Genomic DNA, 18,323 nt, shown 5'->3' with positions numbered 1-18,323 from the left:
CCCCCCTCTGTCCGGCAGGACAGAGGGGAGCGCTGTCCCGCCGGCTTTGCCAATCGGCCGATCCCCGCCAAACCCCTACTTCGTCTCGCCAATCCGCTCCGCCTTGTCGAGATTGTCCTTGCCTATGACGATCGGCGTCAGCAGCACCAGCTTCTCCTTCGGCTCGGTCTTGTCCTTGGCAAAGGCCACCGCGATGCGCACCGCGGTGCGCGACTGCTCGCCGGGAAACTGCTCGACGGTGCCCGCAAGCTTGCCGTCACGCACCGCGACCAGCGCTTCCGGCAGTGCATCGAAGCCGTAGATCTTGACGTCGGTGAAGTTGCGCGCGGCACAAGCCTCCATGGCGCCCAGCGCCATGTCGTCATTGGCGCAGACGATGGCGTCCGGCTTGCCGTTGGCGGCAAGGCCGGCCTCGGTCACCGACAGCGCCTCGGCGCGGGCGAAGTTGGCGGTCTGCTCGAAGACGATCTGGTACTTGTCCTTCAGCGGATCGAGAACGTTGTGAACGCCCTTGTTGCGGTCGATCGCCGGGCCGGCGCCGGGCTGGCCCTGAAGGTGGAAGAGTTTGGCGCCATTGGGAAATGCCGCCACCACCGCGTTGGCTTCCGCCTCGCCGCCCTTGACGTTGTCGGCGCCGACATGGGCCAGGATGCCCTCGACGCCGTCGACGCGGCGGTCGATCGTCACCACCGGAACGCCGGCCTTGACCGCTTCCTCGATGGCCGGCGCCAGCGCGTTGACGTCGAGCGGCGAGATGACAATGGCGTTGACCTTCTGCACCAGGGCCGCCTCGATGTCGGCGGTCTGCTTGGTGGCCGAGTTCTGGCCGTCGCTTTCGGTCAAATTGACGCCTTGCGTGGCGGCTTCCGCCTTGATCTCGTTCAGCATGTGCACGAAGAACGGAAAGCCGAGACTGGGCACCGAGCCAAGGATGGTGAGCTTGTCCTGCGCAAACACCGAGGGCGCGGCGACCATCATGGCGCCGAAAGCCGCGGACGACAGCAGGAATTCACGTCTGTTCATGGGATCCTCCTCCACAAAAACGCACGACCCCGAAAACCGGGATCGGTTTCAGGAAGGATCATGCATCGGTTCAAAGTGTTGGAGCATCCTCCCTGCGCCCGAAAACGCATGCCGCTCCAGCTGGCCGCCGCTGTAAAAAGAGCCTCCCACCGACGCCTGCCTGGGGATGCTAACCCAGGGTCAACCATTTGTGCAACCTCGATATAACAGCGCTGTTCGGCAAATTATCGGAATTGTCGGATTTCTGGATCGTGGGCATGCTTCCCAGCACAATAGACACGGCGCATCGCCTCCTGCGGCCTATTTGGCGTTGACTGACTTCATATTCCTTATTGAAAGGCCACCATTAAATGTGTATAAATACACATGAAAAGCGCCGACATTATCCGCCTGTTGGAAGCTGATGGGTGGGTTGAAGTTGCCCGAAGGGGCAGTCATGCGCAATTCAAACACCGCGACAGGCTAGGGCGGGTCACCGTCCCTCATCCCAAGCGCGCTATTCCAATAGGCACCCTGCGCAGCATCGAAAAACAATCTGGACTGAAACTGAGGTGACGGCCATGAAGCAGTATATCGGACTTATCCATAAGGATGCCGACAGCGACTTCGGTGTGTCTTTCCCTGATTTCCCAGGCGTGATTACCGCCGGCAAGGATCTGGATGACGCCCGGTCCATGGCTGAAGAGGCCCTCGCCCTCCACATCGAAGGGTTGGTCGAGGATGGCGGGGCTGTTCCTGAACCCTCCAGTTTGGAGGCTGTGATGGCGGACGCCGATAATCGCGACGGTGTTGCAATCCTGGTCTCGGCCCAGACCCAGACCAGGAAAACAGTGCGTATCAACGTGACGCTTTCCGACGACATTCTCCAAAGGATCGATGCCTTTGCCGAAGCTCATGGCTATACCCGATCCGGGTTTCTCGCAAAGGCCGCTGAAAAAGTGATGGCGCTGGAAGCGGCGTGACCCGTATGAAGCCGCAAATCATCTGCCATATGCTCGCATCACTCGACGGCAGCCTTCATCCAAGCCGCTACACGACAAGTCCGGACGGGACCCGGGCGGAGTGGTCGAGCCTCTACGAACATATCCACAGTGATCTCGCGGCTGACGCCTGGATCGTCGGCCGCGTCACCATGGCCGAGATGAGCAAGGCCGCCGCGCACCCACCAGCCAATGTCGGCAAGGTCGACCGGCCCTATCATTTCGCGCAAATGGATGCGGGCAGTTATGCCGTGGCGCTCGATGCCTCGGGCAAGCTCCATTTTTCCAAACCCGACATCGGCGGCGACCACGTCGTGGTGCTGCTTGGGCGTGACGTTACCGACAGCCATTTGGCCGAGCTTGCCGCCGACGGCGTGTCCTATATCGTGTCGGAAGCGGCGGACATCGATCTCGCGGCGATGCTTGAGGTGCTCGGCAGCGAACTCGGCATAAGCCGGTTGCTGTTGGAGGGCGGCGCCGGCATCAACGGCTCCTTCCTCGCAGGCGGACTCGTCGATGAGCTGAGCCTTCTCGTCGCGCCCGCGATCGATGGACGCGCAGCAAACCAGGCCTTCGTCGAATTCGGCGAGAGCGGCCTGGCGGGCAAGACGCAGTTGTCACTGAAAAGCTGCAAGGCCTTGGCGCATGGGCTCGTCCATCTGCGCTACGCGGTCAGCCCTGCATAACCGGAATCCTAGCCGCTATGCAGCCCGGCTGGCGCCGCTTTGTCAGCGCATCAATACCGCATGGCATCGAGATCGGCGATCAGCGTCGGGCCGGTCGGGTGCCAGCCCAGCCGTGCCTGTGTCAGCGCGCTGGAGGCCGGCAGATCCATCGGCGCGAACATCGCCATCCAGCCGAAATGCTCCGCAGCCTTTTCCGGCGCGATGGAAACGACGGGCAATTTCAGGCCCCGGCCAAGCGCCTCGGCGATAGCGCGCACCTCGACGCCTTCCTCGCCGACCGCGTGATAGCGCGCGCCCGGCTGCCGCTTCTCCACGGCGAGCCGGTAAAGGCGCGCGGCGTCGAGGAGGTGGCCCGCGGAGAAGCGGTTCCGACCTTCGCCGACATAGGCCGAGACGCCTTTTTCACGTGCGATTTCGATGAGCGGCGTGATGAGGCCTTGCTTGACCGGATTGTGGACCTGCGGCAGGCGCACCACCGACACGTTGACGCCGGCGTCCAGCAAGGCATTGCCGGCCAGTTCGGAGGCAATGCGCGGATTGGGATGGCTAGGGTTGAAGACGTCTTCGATCGCCAGTTCGCGATGTCCCGGGCTGCCCATGCCGACGCCGGAGGTGATCACCAGCGGCCGGTCGGAGCCGGCCAGTGCCGAGCCAAGAGCGGCGATGACGCGCTTGTCCTTTTCGCAATTCTCGGCAAACCGCGAAAAGTCGTGGTCGAACGCCGTATGGATCACAGCCTCCGCCTTCGCCGCGCCGTCGCGCAGCCCCTCGGGATCCTCGAGCGTTCCCCGATGCACCTCGGCGCCAGCGGCGGCCAGCGCCTCGGCGCCGGCATCCGAGCGGGTCACGCCGATCACCTGATGACCCGCCTTGATGAGTTCGGGAACGATGGCCGAACCGATGAAACCGGTCGCGCCGGTGAGAAAGATACGCATGCAAAATCTCCTGCACAGTTGCCTGCGTAATATTGCTGGTCTATTATTCTATTAAAGTAGTGATCTTATCATGGTATAATGGCTAACAGGATGCCCTCCAATTCCGCCGGCTCACTGGCAGCGTTCCTGAAAGACCGGCGCACCCGGCTCGATCCGGCGTCCTTCGGCTTCTCGGGGCGCCGACGCACGCCGGGACTGCGCCGCGAAGAGGTCGCCCAGCGCGCCAACATCAGCCCGACCTGGTACACATGGCTGGAACAGGGCCGCGGCGGTGCGCCCTCGGCCGATGTCCTCAATCGCATCGCCAAGGGGCTGCTGCTGACCGAGGCGGAGCGTGAACATCTTTTCATGCTCGGGCTGGGGCGCCCGCCCGAGGTCCGCTACACCGGTGCCGAGGGTGTTAGCCCGCGGCTGCAGCGCCTTATCGACACGCTCGATGCCAGCCCCGCCATAGTCAGGACCGCCACCTGGGATGTCGTTGCCTGGAACCGCGCCGCGCGGGTCGTGCTGACCGACTACAGCGCCCTGCCCGAGGGCGAGCGCAACATCCTGCGCTTCATGTTCCTCAGTCCCCATATCCGCGCCAGGCAGCACGACTGGCAAAACCTCGCTCGTTTCGTGGTCGGCTCGTTCCGTGCCGATGCGGCACGCGCCGGCGCTGTCTCCGAGGTGCGCGAACTCGTCGACGAGCTTTGCAGCGCCAGCCCCGAGTTTGCCGCCCTGTGGCGGGCAAACGACGTGCTCAGCCATGGCGACGGGACAAAGCGCCTGAAACACCCGGAACTCGGCGATATCGAGCTTGAATATTCGGGCTTCGCGGTCGACGGCCGGCCGGATTTGAGCCTGACCGTCTACAACCCGGTCGACAGCGCCGTCGCCGACCGCATCCGCGCGCTGACTCTCGCCCGACACCCCAAAGAGTAAGGGCCTGATAACCCGTCCACGGGGATGACGCCCGCCCTCAAACGCGCTCGCAGACCGCCTTCAGGATCTGCAAGGTCGGACCCCAGTAGAGATCGGCATGCGGACGGATCGCCGGTTCGGCGAAGTCGCTGAGCGTCAGCGTCAGCAGCGTTGCCCCATCCGCCGGCGCCAGATCGAAGCTGACCACCGTGTGGTTTTCGGGCACGTCCGCCAGACGCGGGGCCGACAACGTGCTCCAGTAGCTGTAGGCGAACGCCCTCTCCTGCGCGAAAGCCCGGATAGTTCCGTGGTTTTCGAACGGCATTCCGTGCAGCACTCCCTGTATCAAGATCGCGCCGCCGACAAGTCTCTCGAGGCTGACGGTCAGCGCCTCGTCGGACATCCATTGCGGGATCATCGCGGGCGTCGTCAGCACCTGCCAAATCTTGGCAGGCGTTGCAGCGATGACGACGGTCTTGATGATCGGTGCGGCAGACTCACTCATGCGCTGCAATTTATCGCGGATGCGGCGACGACAATATCGTCGTTCGGGCGGTGCGGCGCATGCGAAGGCAGCAGCGCGGCTTGCGAAGCGATCGTGGCCCGTGGCATCTGTCGGCTCCACCAGCGCAGACGGGCAGCATGACACCACGGCAGACACGGCAGAGCGGCAGGCAGGCGGCGCCCGGCGTCAGCCTGAACCGGGCGCTGTCGAAGCTTGGCCTGTGCTCACGCACGCAGGCCGAGGTGCTGATCGCCGAAGGCCGTGTGCGTGTCGGCGGCAAGGTCGTGCGCAATGCAGCCCTGCGGGTCGACCTCGACCGCGACCGCATCGTCGTCGACGACAGGCCGGTGGTTGCCGAGCGCAAGGTCTATCTCATGCTCAACAAGCCGCGCGGGCTGGTCACCACCCGCGACGACCCGCAACAGCGCGACACCGTCTATGCCTGCCTCGAAGGGCTCGACCTGCCCTTCGTCTCGCCGGTCGGCCGCCTCGACAAGGCCAGCGAAGGCCTGCTGCTGATGACCAACGACACCCGATTTGCCAACCGGCTGATGGACCCGGCTTCGCATTTGCCGAAAACCTATCACGTGCAGGTCGGCACGGTGCCGGACGCGGCGATGTTGAAGACGTTGCGCGCGGGCGTGAGCGTCGACGGCGAGATCCTGAGCGCCAGCTCGATCGAATTGCTGCGCAGCGGTGGCCGCACCGCCTGGCTGGAGATCGTGCTCGACGAAGGCCGCAACCGCCACATCCGCCGCCTGCTCGCCGCGCACGGCGTCGAGGTCCTGCGCCTCATCCGCATCGCCATCGGCCGCCTGCCGCTCGGCGACCTCGCCAAGGGCACGGCACGGCATTTGACACCGGAGGAACTGGCGCTGCTGGCGGGGTGAGCAGCGCGTGCGCTGGTGCAGGCTCACAGCAATCCTTCCTGACGGAAAGCTGTCAGGAGGCCTGGCCTATAGGTCGGATGGGAGCCGGCCACGGCTTCAACGATCAGGAGCCAAAGCAATGAATTTCGTCTCTGTCCGCATCATCACTTCGGACGTTCAGCGCCTCGTGCGCTTCTACGGCGAGATCACGGGCATGCCCGTGACGGTCTACACGGAAGACTTCGCGGAACTGGCGACACCGGCCTGCACGCTGGCGATTGGCAGCACGCGCACCTTGATGCTGTTCGGCGGCGACATCGCCCGCCCCGCCGACAACCACACCGTCATCATCGAGTTCCGCGTCGGCGACGTCGATGCTGAATTCGCCAGGCTCTCGGACCTCCTCAGGAATATCACTGTGCAGAAGCCGACCACCATGCCCTGGGGCAACCGCTCGCTGCTGTTTCGCGACCCCGATGGCAATCTGGTGAATTTCTTCACGCCGGTGACCGCCGAAGCGATCAAGAAATTCGACAGATAGGGCGGAAGCGGCGCCGCTGGCCAAAGCCGCCCTACTTCTGGTTCCATTTCCGGATGACCGGCTCGCTCAAATCATGCTCGTAGCCGAGCACGCTGATGCTGGCTGTTTCGAGCACAAGCAGCGCGCCGCCTTCGGGCGGCAGGCCAATCCAGCGCGCCGCCAGCACGCGCAAGAAATGCGCGCTGGAAAACACCAATATGCCGGCATTGGCCTCGCGCAGCCCGGCGATAATCCTGTCGGCCCGCACGCCGACATCGGCCGCCATCTCGCCCTTTGGACAACCATCGCGAAACACATTCCAGCCGGGGCGCTCGGCCAGGATCTGTTTTGTCGTCAGCCCCTCATAGGCGCCGTAGTCCCATTCCTGCAGATCGTCCTTCTTGGCGCTCTGCGCGCCGAAGCCGGCCAGTACGCTGGTGTTGTAGGCGCGCTGCGACGGGCTCGACCATACGGCCGAAAAAGACAGCCCCTTGAGCCTATCGGCGACACCCCGCGCCGCGGCCTCGCCAACCGGGGTCAACGGCATGTCGGTGCGGCCGGTATGCTGCCCCGAAAGGCTCCACGCCGTCTCGCCATGCCGGACCAGATGGATTTGGGGATACACGCTGCTCATGGGATGCCTTTCGATGTGGTCCGGCACCTTAAGCGACGATGCGGCAAAGGGGAATCCGCTTGGCACAAAACTGCGTGGTCGCCTGGCCTTGATCCGCGGCAGGCCGGCCCTGTGATCGGCCCGAGGCCGCAACTATATCAAGGCCAGCCTCCACAAGGCTCCCGCCACCACAAGGGCACGGGCCCTTGCACAACAAGTCGAGATCGTCATGTACAAACATCTGCTCATCGCCACGGACGGATCGGAACTGGCCGACAAGGGCGTTACTCACGGCCTAACGTTGGCCAAGGGCCTCGGCGCTGCTGTCACCTTCGTCACCGTCTCGGAACCATTCCCGATCTTCGCCTTGGGCGGTGCCATGGCCGGCTATGCCGCCGGCAACGAACTGGCTGCCTACAAGGAAGAGGCGGGACGACACGCTAAGGAAGTGCTCGACAAGTGCAAGGCGTCGGCGAACGCCGTCGGCGTATCCGCGGAGGTCGTGCATGTCGAGGACAAGCGGCCCGCCGAAGCCATCCTGGAACTGTCGCGGGCCCTGGGCTGCGACCTGATCGTCATGGCTTCGCACGGCCGCCGCGGACTGGGCAAGCTGCTTCTCGGCAGCCAGACGGCGGAAGTGCTGTCCTACACGGAAATCCCGGTGCTGGTCGTCCGCTAGGGCGTTTTCCCGGGCTGGAACTGACTTTCGGAATCATGCTCAAATAACAGCCGGAGACCATCCCGGCGCGGCTGTCGTGCGCCAACATTGTTCGACCGCGCCGGAGAAAATTGACGAATGGCGGACGAGGGTCGCACCAGGATAATTCCCAGCGGAATGCCGCAGTCGGCCGCCATGCTGGCCGACGTCAAACGGGCGATGGCGACCACCGCAAGCCTCAACCGCTTGACCTTCAACGACGCGGCTGAAGTCCGGACCCTGTTCAGCGAACTCATTGGCAGGAAGGTCGACGACAGCTTCCTGCTGATCCCGCCCTTCTACACGACCGGCGGATCCGATATCCGCGTCGGGCGCAATGTCTTCATCAATCAGAACTGCACCTTTTATGATCTTGGCGGGCTCGACATCGCCGACGATGTCATGATCGGGCCGAATGTCAGCCTCATCACCTCGGGCCATCCCCTCGAACCGTCGCGGCGTCGCGCCTTCACGACCGCAAAGCCGATCGTGATCGAACGCAATGTCTGGATCGCGGCCGGCGCGACGGTCATCGGCGGCGTGACGGTGGGCGAAAACTCGGTTGTCGCGGCGGGTTCCGTGGTCACTAGGAACGTTCCCCCGAACACGCTTGTCGGGGGAAACCCGGCCAACGTCATCAGGTCGATTGCCGAATGAGGGCGCGACTTTTCATCGGGCGGCCGGACCGACAGATCGTAGTGACATCGTCGCTATGCTATGCTGTTAACGCAGGGAAGGAGCCCATTCATGCGCAAGGACTTCATGCTTGAAGCGTTGCAGCGTGCCACTGAAGACACGTTGCTCAACCGCGACATCTTTACTGTCGAGCCGGATGTCTACGCCGCTTTTCTGGAACGTCTCGACGCGCCGCAGCATCCGAACCACCGGTTGCGCCGCACCATGACGACAAAGCCTCCATGGGACGCTGCATGACGCTGATGATCACGCTCCGCGCCAATCCCCACCGGCCGCTTAGGATGCCGAAGACCAGAGCGCGGCCTCCAAGACCAGATACCCGCCCAGCATCAGCAGCCCGGCGAAGAACACCGTGCGAAACGTCTCGACGCTCATCGCCTGGCGCAGCGCCTGGCCGGCGAACATGCCGGCGAGCGCCGGCGCAAGCGCCAGGACCGATCCCGCCAGTTGCATTGTCGGCGATGCGAACGCGCCTGCCTTGAACAACCCAAGGGCAAGAGCCGCCGTCGACACGGTGAAGGACAGGCCGAGCGCTTGGATGAGGTCTTCCCGGCCCAGCCGCAGCGATTGCAGATAGGGCACGGCCGGGATGACGAAGACCCCGGTGGCGCCGGTGACCAGCCCGGTCGCCACACCGACCAGCGGTGATACCAACGCCTCGTGGTGCGCCGGCGTGGTGAAGCCAAGCTTGAGCAGGCCGAGAATGGCGTAAAGCACCAGCGCCGCACCGAGCCCGGCCGAGGCAACGCCAGAGTGTGTGCCGGTGAGCAGGCCGGTCCCGGCGACGGTGCCAAGCACGACGCCGGCCATCATCGTCCACAACCGATTGCACAGCCCGCCGAAGGATGGGCCGGTGAACAACTGCCAAAGATTGGTGACCAGCGACGGGATCAAGAGCAGGGCAGCCGCCTGCGCCGGCGGCATCGTTACCGCCAGCAGCCCCATCGCCACGGTCGGCAGCCCCATGCCGACGGCACCCTTGACGAAGCCCGCGGCAAGGAAGACCGCGCCGATCCAGGCGATGACGCCGACGCTCAGCACGGTCGTTCCTTCGGGGTGCCGCTTCGATCAGTCATGCAACAGCATGTCCGCCGCATGATCGTCGGGTGCGGGTTTTGCAGGCGTTGCTTCATGGTGGACAGGGGCAGCCATCGCCATGCAACCGCACTGGCCGGGCTCCGCTCGCGCCATGGCAAGCGAGGCCACCGCGATCGCAAGCACGATCGCCGCGCTTTCAAGTATGCCGGGTCCATGCCGGCCTGGCGCCTTTTCGCTCATCGCGCATCTCCATCGCAAAAGATTTGACTGACATGCCGGCCGCCCACAATGTGGAAGTTACGCCGTCAGCCTTCGCCTACGCCGAAGGCTGAAACCCTGCAGGAGAAGAAAGATGCGCTTCGATCTTACCGATCTCCGGCTGTTCCTGCTGGTCGCCGAGCGCGGCAGCATCACCCATGGTGCCGAACTTGCGGGGCTGGCGCTCGCCTCCGCCAGCGCCCGCATCAAGGGCATGGAGGAAAGCCTCGGCGCGCCGCTTTTAGAGCGGCGGCGGCGCGGCGTGGTGCCGACGGCCGCCGGGCAGGCGCTGCTGCACCATGCGCGGGCGGTGCAGAACCAGATCGAGGCGATGACCGGCGACCTCGGCGCCTATGCCACGGGCTTGCGCGCCCGCGTGCGGCTGATGGCCAACACGGCCGCCACCAGCGCGCTGCTGCGCGACATGCTGCCGGCCTTCCTCGTCGCGCATCCCGGCATCGACATCGACCTCGACGAGCGCCCCAGCCACGAGATCGCAGAGGCGGTGGCAAGCGGTGCCGCCGATCTCGGCATCGCCGCGACCTGGGCCGGCCTTTCGCATCTGGAGCAGAAGCCGTTCTTCATCGACAGGCTCATGGTGATCGCCGCGCGAGACTGGCCCGACCTCGAAGGCAATACGACCAACCTCGGCGACCTGCTCGGCGAAGCCTTTGTCGGCCTGAGCGCCGGCCATCCCTTGCAGGAGCACATCACCCGTCAGGCCGCCCGCCTTGGCGGCCATCTGCACTTCCGCATCCGCGTGCCCGGCCTCGACAATGTCTGCCGGCTGGTCGCCCAGGGCGCCGGCATCGCCATCGTGCCCGAAAGTGCCGCGCGCCGCTCGGCACGCTCGCTGCGAAGCCTGCGGCTGACCGACGACTGGGCGACGCGCCAGCTGAACCTCTGTGCCCGCCGCTTCGATGAGTTGACGCCACAGGCAAAACTGTTGGCGGCAGCGCTGGTCTGAGCCCCGACAGCGACCACCTATCCCCGGCAGCGCTGAATCATTGCCTTGCTTTTCAAATATCCGTGACGTAGCTTGTTTACACATTGGCAAAAAAATAGCCAAAGTTTTTTCCTTTTGTGAAAGACTGGGACTTTGCGGGAACATCTCGATCTGACCGATCGGCGGCTGGTCAAACAGCTGTCGCAGGATGCGCAGCCGGGCATCAACCGCATCGCCGAGATGTTGGCGATTTCGGTGCCGACGGTGCGCACGCGGCTGCGCAACCTGCTCGACCGCAACCTGCTCAAGATCGTCGGCCTGCTGAACCTGACCGAGCGCCCCGAGTTGATCTCGGCCATTGTCGGCATCAATGCCCAGGGGCGCGGCCGGGCCCGCGAACTGGCACAGCGCATTTCCGAACTGCCCTTCGTCAACTCGGCTTCGGTGGTCACCGGGCGCTTCGACATCATCGTCGACGTGACGGTGGCCGGTGATGTCGCCGATCTCTACCGCGTCACCAGCGAACTGATCCCCGGCGCCGGCGAGCCCGGCGAAGTCGTGCGCAGCGAAACCTTCGTCGTCATGGCGTCCTGCAACAAATGGGTCAGCCTGCCGGAAGGCTGCTGGTCGGACGACCGCAAGGAGCCGGCATGAAGATCGCGGTACTAGGCGGCCTCGGCCTGCAAGGTCGGGCGGCAATCGCCGACCTCGTCGCCAGCGTCGGCGTCGAGCAAATCGTCTGCGTCGATACCGCGGCGGATGGCCCGGCCCGGCTTGCCGGCCTGACCGATCTTGCCCGCGTGCGCTTCGTGGTGCCTGAAGGCGCGATCGGCCCGGCGCTGGCCACTGTGCTTGATGATGTCGACGCCGTCATCGACCTGTTGCCTCAGCCGCTGATGCGCCAGGCGGTGCAGGCCGCGATCGCCACGCGCACGCCGCTGGTCACCACCAATTACGCCAAGTCGATCGCCGACCTGGCGCCAGCCGCCGAACAGGCCGGCGTCTCGATCATGACCGAATGCGGGCTCGACCCCGGCATCGACCTCGTGCTGTACGCGCGCGCCGCCAGGCAGTTCGACTCGATTTCCTCGATCGATTCCTATTGCGGCGGCATCCCCGAGCCGAAGGCGATGGCCAAGCCGCTGTGCTACAAGGTGAGCTGGAATTTCGACATGGTCCTGGTCAGCCAGAATCGCGACAGCGTGATGATCGAGGACGGGAAACGCGTCGCGGTGCCGGCCGGCCAGCAGCACGACAATCCGTTCATCCATGAAATCGAGGTTGCGGGTCTGGGCAAGCTCGAAGCCTTCCCCAATGGCGATGCGCTGCATTATGTCGAGATGCTGGACGCCGCCAAGGGATTGCGCCGCTCCGGCCGCTACACGCTGCGCTGGCCGGGATGGTCGGCCTTCTGGGCGCCGCTGAAGGAGCTTGGCTTCCTCTCCGAAGACAAGGTGCCCGGCACCGGCAACAGCCCGCGCGAATTCCTCGGCCGTCTGCTCGGCCCGCAACTGCAATATGGTCCCGGCGAGAAGGACCTGTGCGTGATGCGCAATGTCTTTTCCGGCCTCGAAGACGGCCGCGCCAAGACGGTGACGTCGGACCTGATCATCGAGCGGGACCTGGCTTCGGGCCTGTTCGGCATGAGCCTCGGCGTCGGCTATCCCGCCAGCATCGTGGCGCAGATGCTCGCGCGGCGTGAGATCACCAGACCGGGCCTTTTGAACCCGCTGCTGGACGTGCCCGACATCAGGTTCTTCGATGAACTGGCCAAGCGTGGCATCACAGTTTCCGAGACGGTGGCACGGGACTGAGGCAGGAAGATTTTCGAACGGTGGCTGCCGTCGGCAACGGCGCTGCCGCTCAAAAAGCACCCCAAAGGGTGAAAAACAACGTGGAACAATAAAACAAGGAGGAATACCGAAATGAAGATTGCCAGACTTTTCATCGCCGGGCTTGCACTCGCCGGGCTCACTGCCGCTGCCAGTGCCGGTACGCTCGACGACATCACCAAGCGCGGCGAGTTGCGCGTCGCCGTGCAGACTCAAGGACCGCCCTTCTCGCTGGTTGGCGCCAACGGCGAACGCACCGGCAGTTCGGTCGAACTGGCCGAACTGATGGCCAAGGAAATGGGTGTGAAAATCACGTTCCTCGACTTCGACTGGGATGGTCTGATTCCGGCGCTGTTGTCGGGTAAGGCCGACCTTCTGGTCGCCGACATGACACCGACGCTGGCGCGTGGCATGAAGGTCGCCTTCACCACGCCTTACATGTATACGGGCAGCACTGTCTTCACCAAGGCCGACAGCAAGTTCAAGACCACCGAGGACTGCAAGGCCAAGGGCACTAAGATCGCCGTGCTGCTCGGCGCCACCGGCGAGAAGGAAGCCAAGAACGCCTTCCCCGATGCGGACATCAAGAGCTACAAGGGCGGCGGTCCGCTGCTGCTCGACGCCGTCAACAACGGCCAGGCCGATTGCGGCGTCAACGACGTCTCGGCGGTCAAGGGCCAGTCGACCGCCTATCCGGCCGGCAGCTTCACCATCATGCCGGACCTGTTGTCGAAGGAGCCGCTTGCCTTCGCCACCCGCTATGACGAGCCGGACCTGTTGATCTGGATGAACCTGTTCCTCAACCAGGTCACCATCGACGGACGCCTGCAGAAGAACCTCGACTACTGGGTCAATTCCGACGCCTGGAAGAAGGATCACTGAGGAATTGAATTAGCGAGTAGCGAATAGGGAGTAGCGAATAGGGAATGGCCGTTCCGGCCATGCTTTGCTGCTCCCTAATTCTCTACTCGCTATTCGCTATTCGCTACTCGCCCTTCCTGCACTCTGGGGATTGCACCCAACGATGCTCGAAAATTTCAGTTTCCGCACCATCGTCGAATACCTGCCGCTGTTCGGACAGGGCCTGATCACGACCGTCTGGCTGTCGGCGCTGTCCTTTGTCGGCGCGCTCATCGTCGGCATCGTGCTGTGCGCCATGAACCTGCAGCGCGGCTGGCTGTTTCGTGTGCCGGCCAAGGCCTATATCGATGCGGTGCGTGCCACGCCCTTGCTAGCGCAGCTCTATTTTCTCTATTTCGGCCTGCCCCGGCTCGGCTTCGTGCTGCCGGAACTCGTCGTCGGCATCCTCGCGCTGTCGCTGAACAGCGGCGCCTATATCGCTGAAATCATTCGCGCCGGCATCCTGTCGATCCCGCGCGGCCAGGTCGAAGCCAGCGTCGCTTCGGGCATGACCTATGTCCAACGCATGCGCTTGGTCGTCCTGCCGCAGGCCTTCAAGGTGACGATCCCGCCGCTGCTTGGCCAGGCGATCGTGCTGGTCAAGGATTCCGCCCTTCTGTCGCTGATCTCGGTTTCCGAACTGACGCGCGCCGGCCAATTGCTCGCCTCCGACCGCTTCATGCCGGCCGAAGGTTTCCTCACCATCGCTGCTTTCTATTTGCTGCTGTATTACGGACTGAAAGGACTGGCTGGCGTCTCCAGCCGCTGGCTCGGCACGGCGGGGGCGCGGACATGATCTGGCAACAACTGCAAAGCCTCGCCGGCTCCTATCCGCTGGCCCTGCGCGGCCTCGGCATGACCGTGATGCTGTCACTGATCAGCCTTGTGCTCGGCACCCTGCTCGGCTTCGGCCTCGGCATCCTGCGGACCGGCGGCAACCGGCTGATCTCGGGCTTGATCGGGGCCTGGGTCGACCTGATTCGCGGCACGCCGTTCCTGGTGCAGATCTTCCTGATCTTCTTCATCCTGCCTGAGTTCGGTATCGAACTCGATGCCTTCACCGCCGGCATCATCGCGCTGACCAACCTCGCCGCCTGCTTCATCTGCGAGATCGTCGTCGCCGGCATCCGCTCGGTGCCGACAGGTCAGGTCGAGGCGGCGCTGGCGTCCGGCCTGTCGCGCTTGCAGCGCATGCGCCAGGTGGTCCTCCCACAGGCGATGCGCATCGTGCTGCCGCCGCTGGTCGGGCAGTATGTGCTGCTGATCAAGGATTCTTCTGTCGTCTCAGCGATCGGGCTCACCGACCTCACCCGGGTTGGCTGGCTGGTGGTGCAGCGTGTGCCCAACGGCCTGCTGGTCTTCTTCCTCGTCGGCGTCGGCTATTTCATCGTTTGCTATCCGCTGATCATGCTGGCCCGCCGGCTGGAGCAGCGCATGGGCGCGGCGCATGGCGAGGTGCAGTTGTGACTTCCAACCCCAAAGGTCCAGAAAACATGACCAAAACGGGTCTTGCCAAAACCGGCATGATCGACTTTCGCGGCGTCAACAAATGGTTCGGCACGCTCAATGTGCTCAAGGATATCACGCTCAGCGTCGAGCCGCGCGAAGTGGTCGTCGTCTGCGGCCCGAGCGGCTCGGGCAAGAGCACGCTGATCCGCTGCGTCAACGGCCTGGAGGCGATCAAGGACGGCGACCTCGTCGTCGACGGCCAACGCCTGGGCGACCCCGCCACCAACATGACGCAGCTGCGCACCGAGATCGGCTTCGTCTTCCAGTCGTTCAACCTCTACCCGCATAAGACGGCACTCGAAAACGTCACGCTCGCCCCAATCCATGTCCGCAAGATCCCGCGCGCCGAGGCTGAAAAAGCAGGCCGCGAATTGCTGGCCAAGGTTGGCCTCGCCGACAAGGTCAATGCCTATCCCGCACAGCTCTCCGGCGGCCAGCAGCAGCGCGTGGCGATCGCGCGTTGCCTCGGCATGCGGCCCAAGATCATGCTGTTCGACGAGCCGACCTCGGCGCTCGATCCCGAGATGATTTCCGAAGTGCTCGACGTCATGGTGGCGGTCGCCGAGGAAGGCATGACCATGATGGTGGTGACGCACGAGATGGGCTTTGCCCGCAAGGTAGCCCAGCGCGTGGTGTTCATGGACGCCGGCGCCATCGTCGAAAGCGGCACGCCGGACGAGTTCTTCTCACACCCCAAGACCGACCGCAGCCGCGCTTTTCTGAGCAAGATTCTCAGGCATTGAGGCGCGGTCAGGCCGCCTCTTCCGGATTGCCGCCAATGGCGAACGCAACCCGGCCGCGGCGCCTCAGCAACACGATGGCGAGGAAGGCGATGACGCCGCTCGCGGCGACGACCACCAGGACCCACAGGGAATTGGCGACGGATGTCCGCGCCATCATGAAGGCGAGCGCGAACGGCGCGAAGGCCGAGGTGAACTGACGGGCAGCGCTCGCCCATCCGAGCCGCGCGCCATAGCCTTCGCGGCCGAAGAGTTCGAGCGGCAAGGTGCCGCCGACGATGCTGGTGAGGCCGGAGCCGAGGCCGAACAGCAACACGAACAGGAAGGCGCCGGGCAGCCATGGCGTGGTCAGCAGCAGTGCGCACAGCCCGGCTGTGATCAGCGATGCGGCGATGACGGCGAGGTGCGTCTGCTGCAGGCGGCCGCCAAACAGCATGTTGATCAGCCGGCTGGCGACCTGCGCCGGTCCGAACAGGGTCGAGACGAAGAGGCCTGCGGTTCCGAGCCCCAGCGCCGCCGTCAGCGGCACCATGTGGATGAGGATCGCCGACAGCACGAAGCCCTCGGTGGCGAACCCCGCCAGCATGAACAGGAACACGGCCCGGCCACGCCGCGGATCGAGCGGCGCGCCCGCTTCAGGGATCGGCTCGCGTTCTTGGCTTCTGGCCGTTGCGTGGCGGCGCGACAGGCGCATCAGCCAGGCGTGGATCGGCAGGCAGAGCCCGAGATTGAGAGCGGCGAACAAGAAATAGACCTCGCGCCATGTCAGATGCGCATGCAGCGCCGAGGTCAGTGGCCAGAACAGGGTCGAGGCAAACCCGGCGATCAGCGTCAGATGGGTGATGCTGCGTTGCGGCCGGGGAACCCCGATCTGCACGATCGCGACGAAGGCAGCGCTGTAGAGGACGAAGCTGGAGGCCAGTTCCATTGCCAGCAATGCCAGAACGAAGCTCACGCGGTCGGGCGCGACGGCGCACAGCGCCAGCGCCACGGCTGCCGCCACCGAGCCGACGGTCATGATGCGGCCGGCGCCGAAGCGGTCGGCCCACCGCCCGGCAGTCGGCGCGAACAGGCTGCCGGCAAAGAGCGAGGCCGACAGCGCGCCGAATACCCAGCCTTCCGTGAGCCCGAACTCCCCAGCCATTGCCGGCGCGAGGATCGAGAAGCTGTAATAGAGCGTGCCGTAGCCGATGATCTGGGTCAGCCCAAGCGCCCAGATTGCCTTGCGCAGGACAGATCGTTCAGGCATCGACGCCATTCTCTCGCGTCTCGGTGGCTGGCGCGGTTGCGCAGCCGCAACCCGATGCGCCGGTTGCCTTGGCGTCCGCATCCCTGACACAGCAGGCATCGACAGCGGCGGGCGCAGGCCCGCCGCAGCAGCCGGCGCTTTCCGATGCCGTCACGACACCGACGGCGCTGCACACGCCGGTCTCCGGCAGCACCAGCCGGACTTCGCGGGCCGCGGCATGGTCTCCGGCAATATCGGCCACCACCGAGCGGACTTGCTCGTAGCCGGTCGCCATCAGGAAGGTCGGGGCACGGCCGTAGGATTTCGAGCCGACGATGGTGAAGCCCGGTTCGGGGTGCGCGAGCTCTGCAATGCCATGCGCCGGAACCGTGCCACATGAGTGGAAGTTTGGATCGATCAGCGGCGCCAGCGCCGGCGGCGCTTCGACGGCGGGATCGAGCGCGATGCGGATTTCGCTCAGGAACGACAGGTCTGGCCTGAAGCCGGTGGTGACGACGATGCGGTCGATGACCAGGTTGAACGGCTTGCCACCCAGGTTGGCGTCGACCACGAGGCCCTCGCCTTGTCTCTCGATGCCGTTGGCGGCGAAGGGCGCCAGCATGTTCAGCCTGCCATCCGCCATGGCCTGCCTGGCCGCCAATCCAAGCGCGCCGCGTTCCGGCAACTGGTCGTTCAGCCCGCCGCCGAGCAGTCTCTCGATGCTGGCGTGGCGCAGCGCCCAGAAGACTTCGGTGCCCGGTGCCGCATCCTGCAACTCCATCAGCGCCAAAGCGACGTTGATGGCCGAGTGCCCGCCGCCGATGACCAGGATGCGCTTGCCCGCATAGTCTTCTCTCGCCTTGCCGACCACGTCGGGAATACCATAGGCGATGCGTGCCGACGCCTCGCCTTCGCCGGCAACCGGCAGCCCGTCGACGCCGATCGGATTTGGCCGCCACCATGTTCCGGACGCGTCGATGACCGCGCGCGCGAGAACGCGGTGTTCGCCGCCGGCATCGCGATAGCGGATAACGAAGGGCGCGTCCTTGCGGCCATCATTGGCGACCTTGTCGTGCCCCTGACGGGTGATCGCGGTGACCTCGGCGCCGAGCTTCAAATTGGCGGCGATCGCGGGAAGCCGGCTAAGCGGCGCCAGATAATCGCGCACGATCTCGCCGCCGGTCGGCAGGCGCTGGCTGTCCGGCGCTGTCCAGCCGGAGCGGTCGAGCAGCGCTCGCGCCGCCGTATCGATGTTGTATTTCCATGGCGAAAACACCCGCACATGTTCCCATTCGAGCAGCGCCGCACCCACGCTTTCGCCGCGTTCCAGGACGAGCGGAGTGATGCCGCGCTCGACCAGATGCGCCGCGGCTGCCAGTCCGACCGGGCCGGCGCCGATCACCGCGACGGGAAGGTTTGCCATCACGTCCATAGGTTCCATCCTT

General features: G+C 64.7%; 24 protein-coding genes. 16 read left to right on the top strand and 8 right to left on the bottom strand.

The window, feature by feature from the left end; all coding sequences use genetic code 11:
• Positions 1–75 precede the first annotated feature (75 nt).
• Positions 76–1,023, bottom strand: a complete 948-nt coding sequence (locus EJ079_RS18750) for a substrate-binding domain-containing protein (RefSeq protein ID WP_013530574.1) — start codon at positions 1,021–1,023, stop codon at positions 76–78.
• A gap of 366 nt (positions 1,024–1,389) precedes the next feature.
• Between EJ079_RS18750 and EJ079_RS18745 the strand changes: the two genes are divergently transcribed.
• The 3 genes from EJ079_RS18745 to EJ079_RS18735 are packed head-to-tail and all read left to right on the top strand — an operon-like array spanning position 1,390 to position 2,689.
• Entirely contained in the window at positions 1,390–1,578 is a 189-nt protein-coding gene (locus EJ079_RS18745) for a type II toxin-antitoxin system HicA family toxin (protein WP_127322198.1), read from the top strand.
• Positions 1,579–1,583: 5 nt separating this feature from the next.
• Complete coding sequence (locus EJ079_RS18740; protein WP_127322197.1) at positions 1,584–1,985, top strand: type II toxin-antitoxin system HicB family antitoxin; 402 nt, start codon at positions 1,584–1,586, stop codon at positions 1,983–1,985.
• A 5-nt stretch (positions 1,986–1,990) separates the two neighbouring features.
• Positions 1,991–2,689 carry a RibD family protein gene (locus EJ079_RS18735; protein ID WP_127811363.1) on the top strand — a complete coding sequence of 233 codons (699 nt, stop codon included), beginning with the start codon at positions 1,991–1,993 and terminating at the stop codon, positions 2,687–2,689.
• 50 nt (positions 2,690–2,739) lie between these two features.
• Here EJ079_RS18735 and EJ079_RS18730 read toward each other — a convergent pair whose 3' ends face one another.
• Complete coding sequence (locus EJ079_RS18730; protein WP_127809750.1) at positions 2,740–3,624, bottom strand: SDR family oxidoreductase; 885 nt, start codon at positions 3,622–3,624, stop codon at positions 2,740–2,742.
• 90 nt (positions 3,625–3,714) lie between these two features.
• On the opposite strand from EJ079_RS18730, the gene EJ079_RS18725 reads away from it, so the two are divergent.
• Positions 3,715–4,548, top strand: coding sequence for a helix-turn-helix transcriptional regulator (locus EJ079_RS18725; protein ID WP_164873815.1), 834 nt, complete (start codon positions 3,715–3,717; stop codon positions 4,546–4,548).
• 37 nt (positions 4,549–4,585) lie between these two features.
• On the opposite strand, the gene EJ079_RS18720 is transcribed toward EJ079_RS18725, so the two are convergent.
• Positions 4,586–5,032, bottom strand: a complete 447-nt coding sequence (locus EJ079_RS18720; RefSeq protein WP_127809748.1) for an SRPBCC domain-containing protein — start codon at positions 5,030–5,032, stop codon at positions 4,586–4,588.
• A 137-nt stretch (positions 5,033–5,169) separates the two neighbouring features.
• Here EJ079_RS18720 and EJ079_RS18715 point away from each other — a divergent pair, with 137 nt between their 5' ends.
• Positions 5,170–5,922 (top strand): pseudouridine synthase, encoded by a 753-nt coding sequence (locus EJ079_RS18715; protein ID WP_127809747.1) that lies wholly within the window; start codon positions 5,170–5,172, stop codon positions 5,920–5,922.
• Positions 5,923–6,040: 118 nt separating this feature from the next.
• Positions 6,041–6,442 (top strand): VOC family protein, encoded by a 402-nt coding sequence (locus EJ079_RS18710; protein ID WP_127809746.1) that lies wholly within the window; start codon positions 6,041–6,043, stop codon positions 6,440–6,442.
• A gap of 31 nt (positions 6,443–6,473) precedes the next feature.
• On the opposite strand, the gene EJ079_RS18705 is transcribed toward EJ079_RS18710, so the two are convergent.
• The gene (locus tag EJ079_RS18705; RefSeq protein ID WP_127809745.1) at positions 6,474–7,055 is read right to left on the bottom strand and encodes a histidine phosphatase family protein; all 582 of its coding nucleotides are present in this window, start codon (positions 7,053–7,055) and stop codon (positions 6,474–6,476) included.
• A gap of 208 nt (positions 7,056–7,263) precedes the next feature.
• On the opposite strand from EJ079_RS18705, the gene EJ079_RS18700 reads away from it, so the two are divergent.
• The 3 genes from EJ079_RS18700 to EJ079_RS18690 all read left to right on the top strand — a co-directional run bounded on the left by EJ079_RS18700 (position 7,264) and on the right by EJ079_RS18690 (position 8,664).
• Positions 7,264–7,713 (top strand): universal stress protein, encoded by a 450-nt coding sequence (locus tag EJ079_RS18700; RefSeq protein ID WP_127809744.1) that lies wholly within the window; start codon positions 7,264–7,266, stop codon positions 7,711–7,713.
• Positions 7,714–7,869: 156 nt separating this feature from the next.
• Entirely contained in the window at positions 7,870–8,388 is a 519-nt protein-coding gene (locus tag EJ079_RS18695) for a sugar O-acetyltransferase (RefSeq protein ID WP_127408821.1), read from the top strand.
• Positions 8,389–8,478: 90 nt separating this feature from the next.
• Positions 8,479–8,664, top strand: coding sequence for a DUF1778 domain-containing protein (locus EJ079_RS18690; protein ID WP_245463733.1), 186 nt, complete (start codon positions 8,479–8,481; stop codon positions 8,662–8,664).
• Between the two features lie 39 nt (positions 8,665–8,703).
• Here EJ079_RS18690 and EJ079_RS18685 read toward each other — a convergent pair whose 3' ends face one another.
• Both EJ079_RS18685 and EJ079_RS18680 read right to left on the bottom strand, forming a co-directional pair.
• The gene (locus tag EJ079_RS18685; RefSeq protein ID WP_127809743.1) at positions 8,704–9,468 is read right to left on the bottom strand and encodes a sulfite exporter TauE/SafE family protein; all 765 of its coding nucleotides are present in this window, start codon (positions 9,466–9,468) and stop codon (positions 8,704–8,706) included.
• 27 nt (positions 9,469–9,495) lie between these two features.
• A complete protein-coding gene (locus tag EJ079_RS18680) occupies positions 9,496–9,705 on the bottom strand; it encodes a hypothetical protein (RefSeq protein WP_127809742.1) in 210 nt (69 codons plus the stop codon).
• A gap of 112 nt (positions 9,706–9,817) precedes the next feature.
• On the opposite strand from EJ079_RS18680, the gene EJ079_RS18675 reads away from it, so the two are divergent.
• The 7 genes from EJ079_RS18675 (at position 9,818) to EJ079_RS18645 (ending at position 15,653) form a co-directional block, all read left to right on the top strand.
• The gene (locus EJ079_RS18675; protein WP_127809741.1) at positions 9,818–10,690 is read left to right on the top strand and encodes a LysR substrate-binding domain-containing protein; all 873 of its coding nucleotides are present in this window, start codon (positions 9,818–9,820) and stop codon (positions 10,688–10,690) included.
• 132 nt (positions 10,691–10,822) lie between these two features.
• A complete protein-coding gene (locus EJ079_RS18670; RefSeq protein ID WP_127271168.1) occupies positions 10,823–11,323 on the top strand; it encodes an Lrp/AsnC family transcriptional regulator in 501 nt (166 codons plus the stop codon).
• Positions 11,320–12,483: a saccharopine dehydrogenase family protein gene (locus tag EJ079_RS18665; protein WP_127809740.1), complete on the top strand. Its 1,164-nt coding sequence runs from the start codon at positions 11,320–11,322 to the stop codon at positions 12,481–12,483. Before EJ079_RS18670 ends, EJ079_RS18665 begins: the two co-directional genes overlap by 4 nt.
• 111 nt (positions 12,484–12,594) lie before the next feature.
• The gene (locus EJ079_RS18660) at positions 12,595–13,383 is read left to right on the top strand and encodes an ABC transporter substrate-binding protein (RefSeq protein WP_127255904.1); all 789 of its coding nucleotides are present in this window, start codon (positions 12,595–12,597) and stop codon (positions 13,381–13,383) included.
• Between the two features lie 142 nt (positions 13,384–13,525).
• Complete coding sequence (locus EJ079_RS18655; RefSeq protein ID WP_127271796.1) at positions 13,526–14,197, top strand: amino acid ABC transporter permease; 672 nt, start codon at positions 13,526–13,528, stop codon at positions 14,195–14,197.
• The gene (locus tag EJ079_RS18650; RefSeq protein ID WP_127272108.1) at positions 14,194–14,868 is read left to right on the top strand and encodes an amino acid ABC transporter permease; all 675 of its coding nucleotides are present in this window, start codon (positions 14,194–14,196) and stop codon (positions 14,866–14,868) included. The genes EJ079_RS18655 and EJ079_RS18650 overlap by 4 nt, the downstream gene beginning before the upstream one ends.
• A 56-nt stretch (positions 14,869–14,924) precedes the next feature.
• A complete protein-coding gene (locus EJ079_RS18645) occupies positions 14,925–15,653 on the top strand; it encodes an amino acid ABC transporter ATP-binding protein (RefSeq protein ID WP_027160865.1) in 729 nt (242 codons plus the stop codon).
• A gap of 7 nt (positions 15,654–15,660) precedes the next feature.
• Here EJ079_RS18645 and arsK read toward each other — a convergent pair whose 3' ends face one another.
• Positions 15,661–16,899 (bottom strand): arsenite efflux MFS transporter ArsK, encoded by a 1,239-nt coding sequence (arsK, locus tag EJ079_RS18640; RefSeq protein ID WP_127809739.1) that lies wholly within the window; start codon positions 16,897–16,899, stop codon positions 15,661–15,663.
• Positions 16,892–18,310, bottom strand: coding sequence for an NAD(P)-binding domain-containing protein (locus EJ079_RS18635; protein ID WP_127809738.1), 1,419 nt, complete (start codon positions 18,308–18,310; stop codon positions 16,892–16,894). The genes arsK and EJ079_RS18635 overlap by 8 nt, the downstream gene beginning before the upstream one ends.
• Positions 18,311–18,323 lie beyond the last annotated feature (13 nt).

The sequence above is a fragment of the Mesorhizobium sp. M7A.F.Ce.TU.012.03.2.1 genome, from assembly GCF_004006095.1.
In the GTDB taxonomy this organism is placed as follows: domain Bacteria; phylum Pseudomonadota; class Alphaproteobacteria; order Rhizobiales; family Rhizobiaceae; genus Mesorhizobium.
The sequence above is the reverse complement of the archived record's forward strand: the minus strand, read 5'-3'. Positions and strand labels throughout refer to the sequence as shown.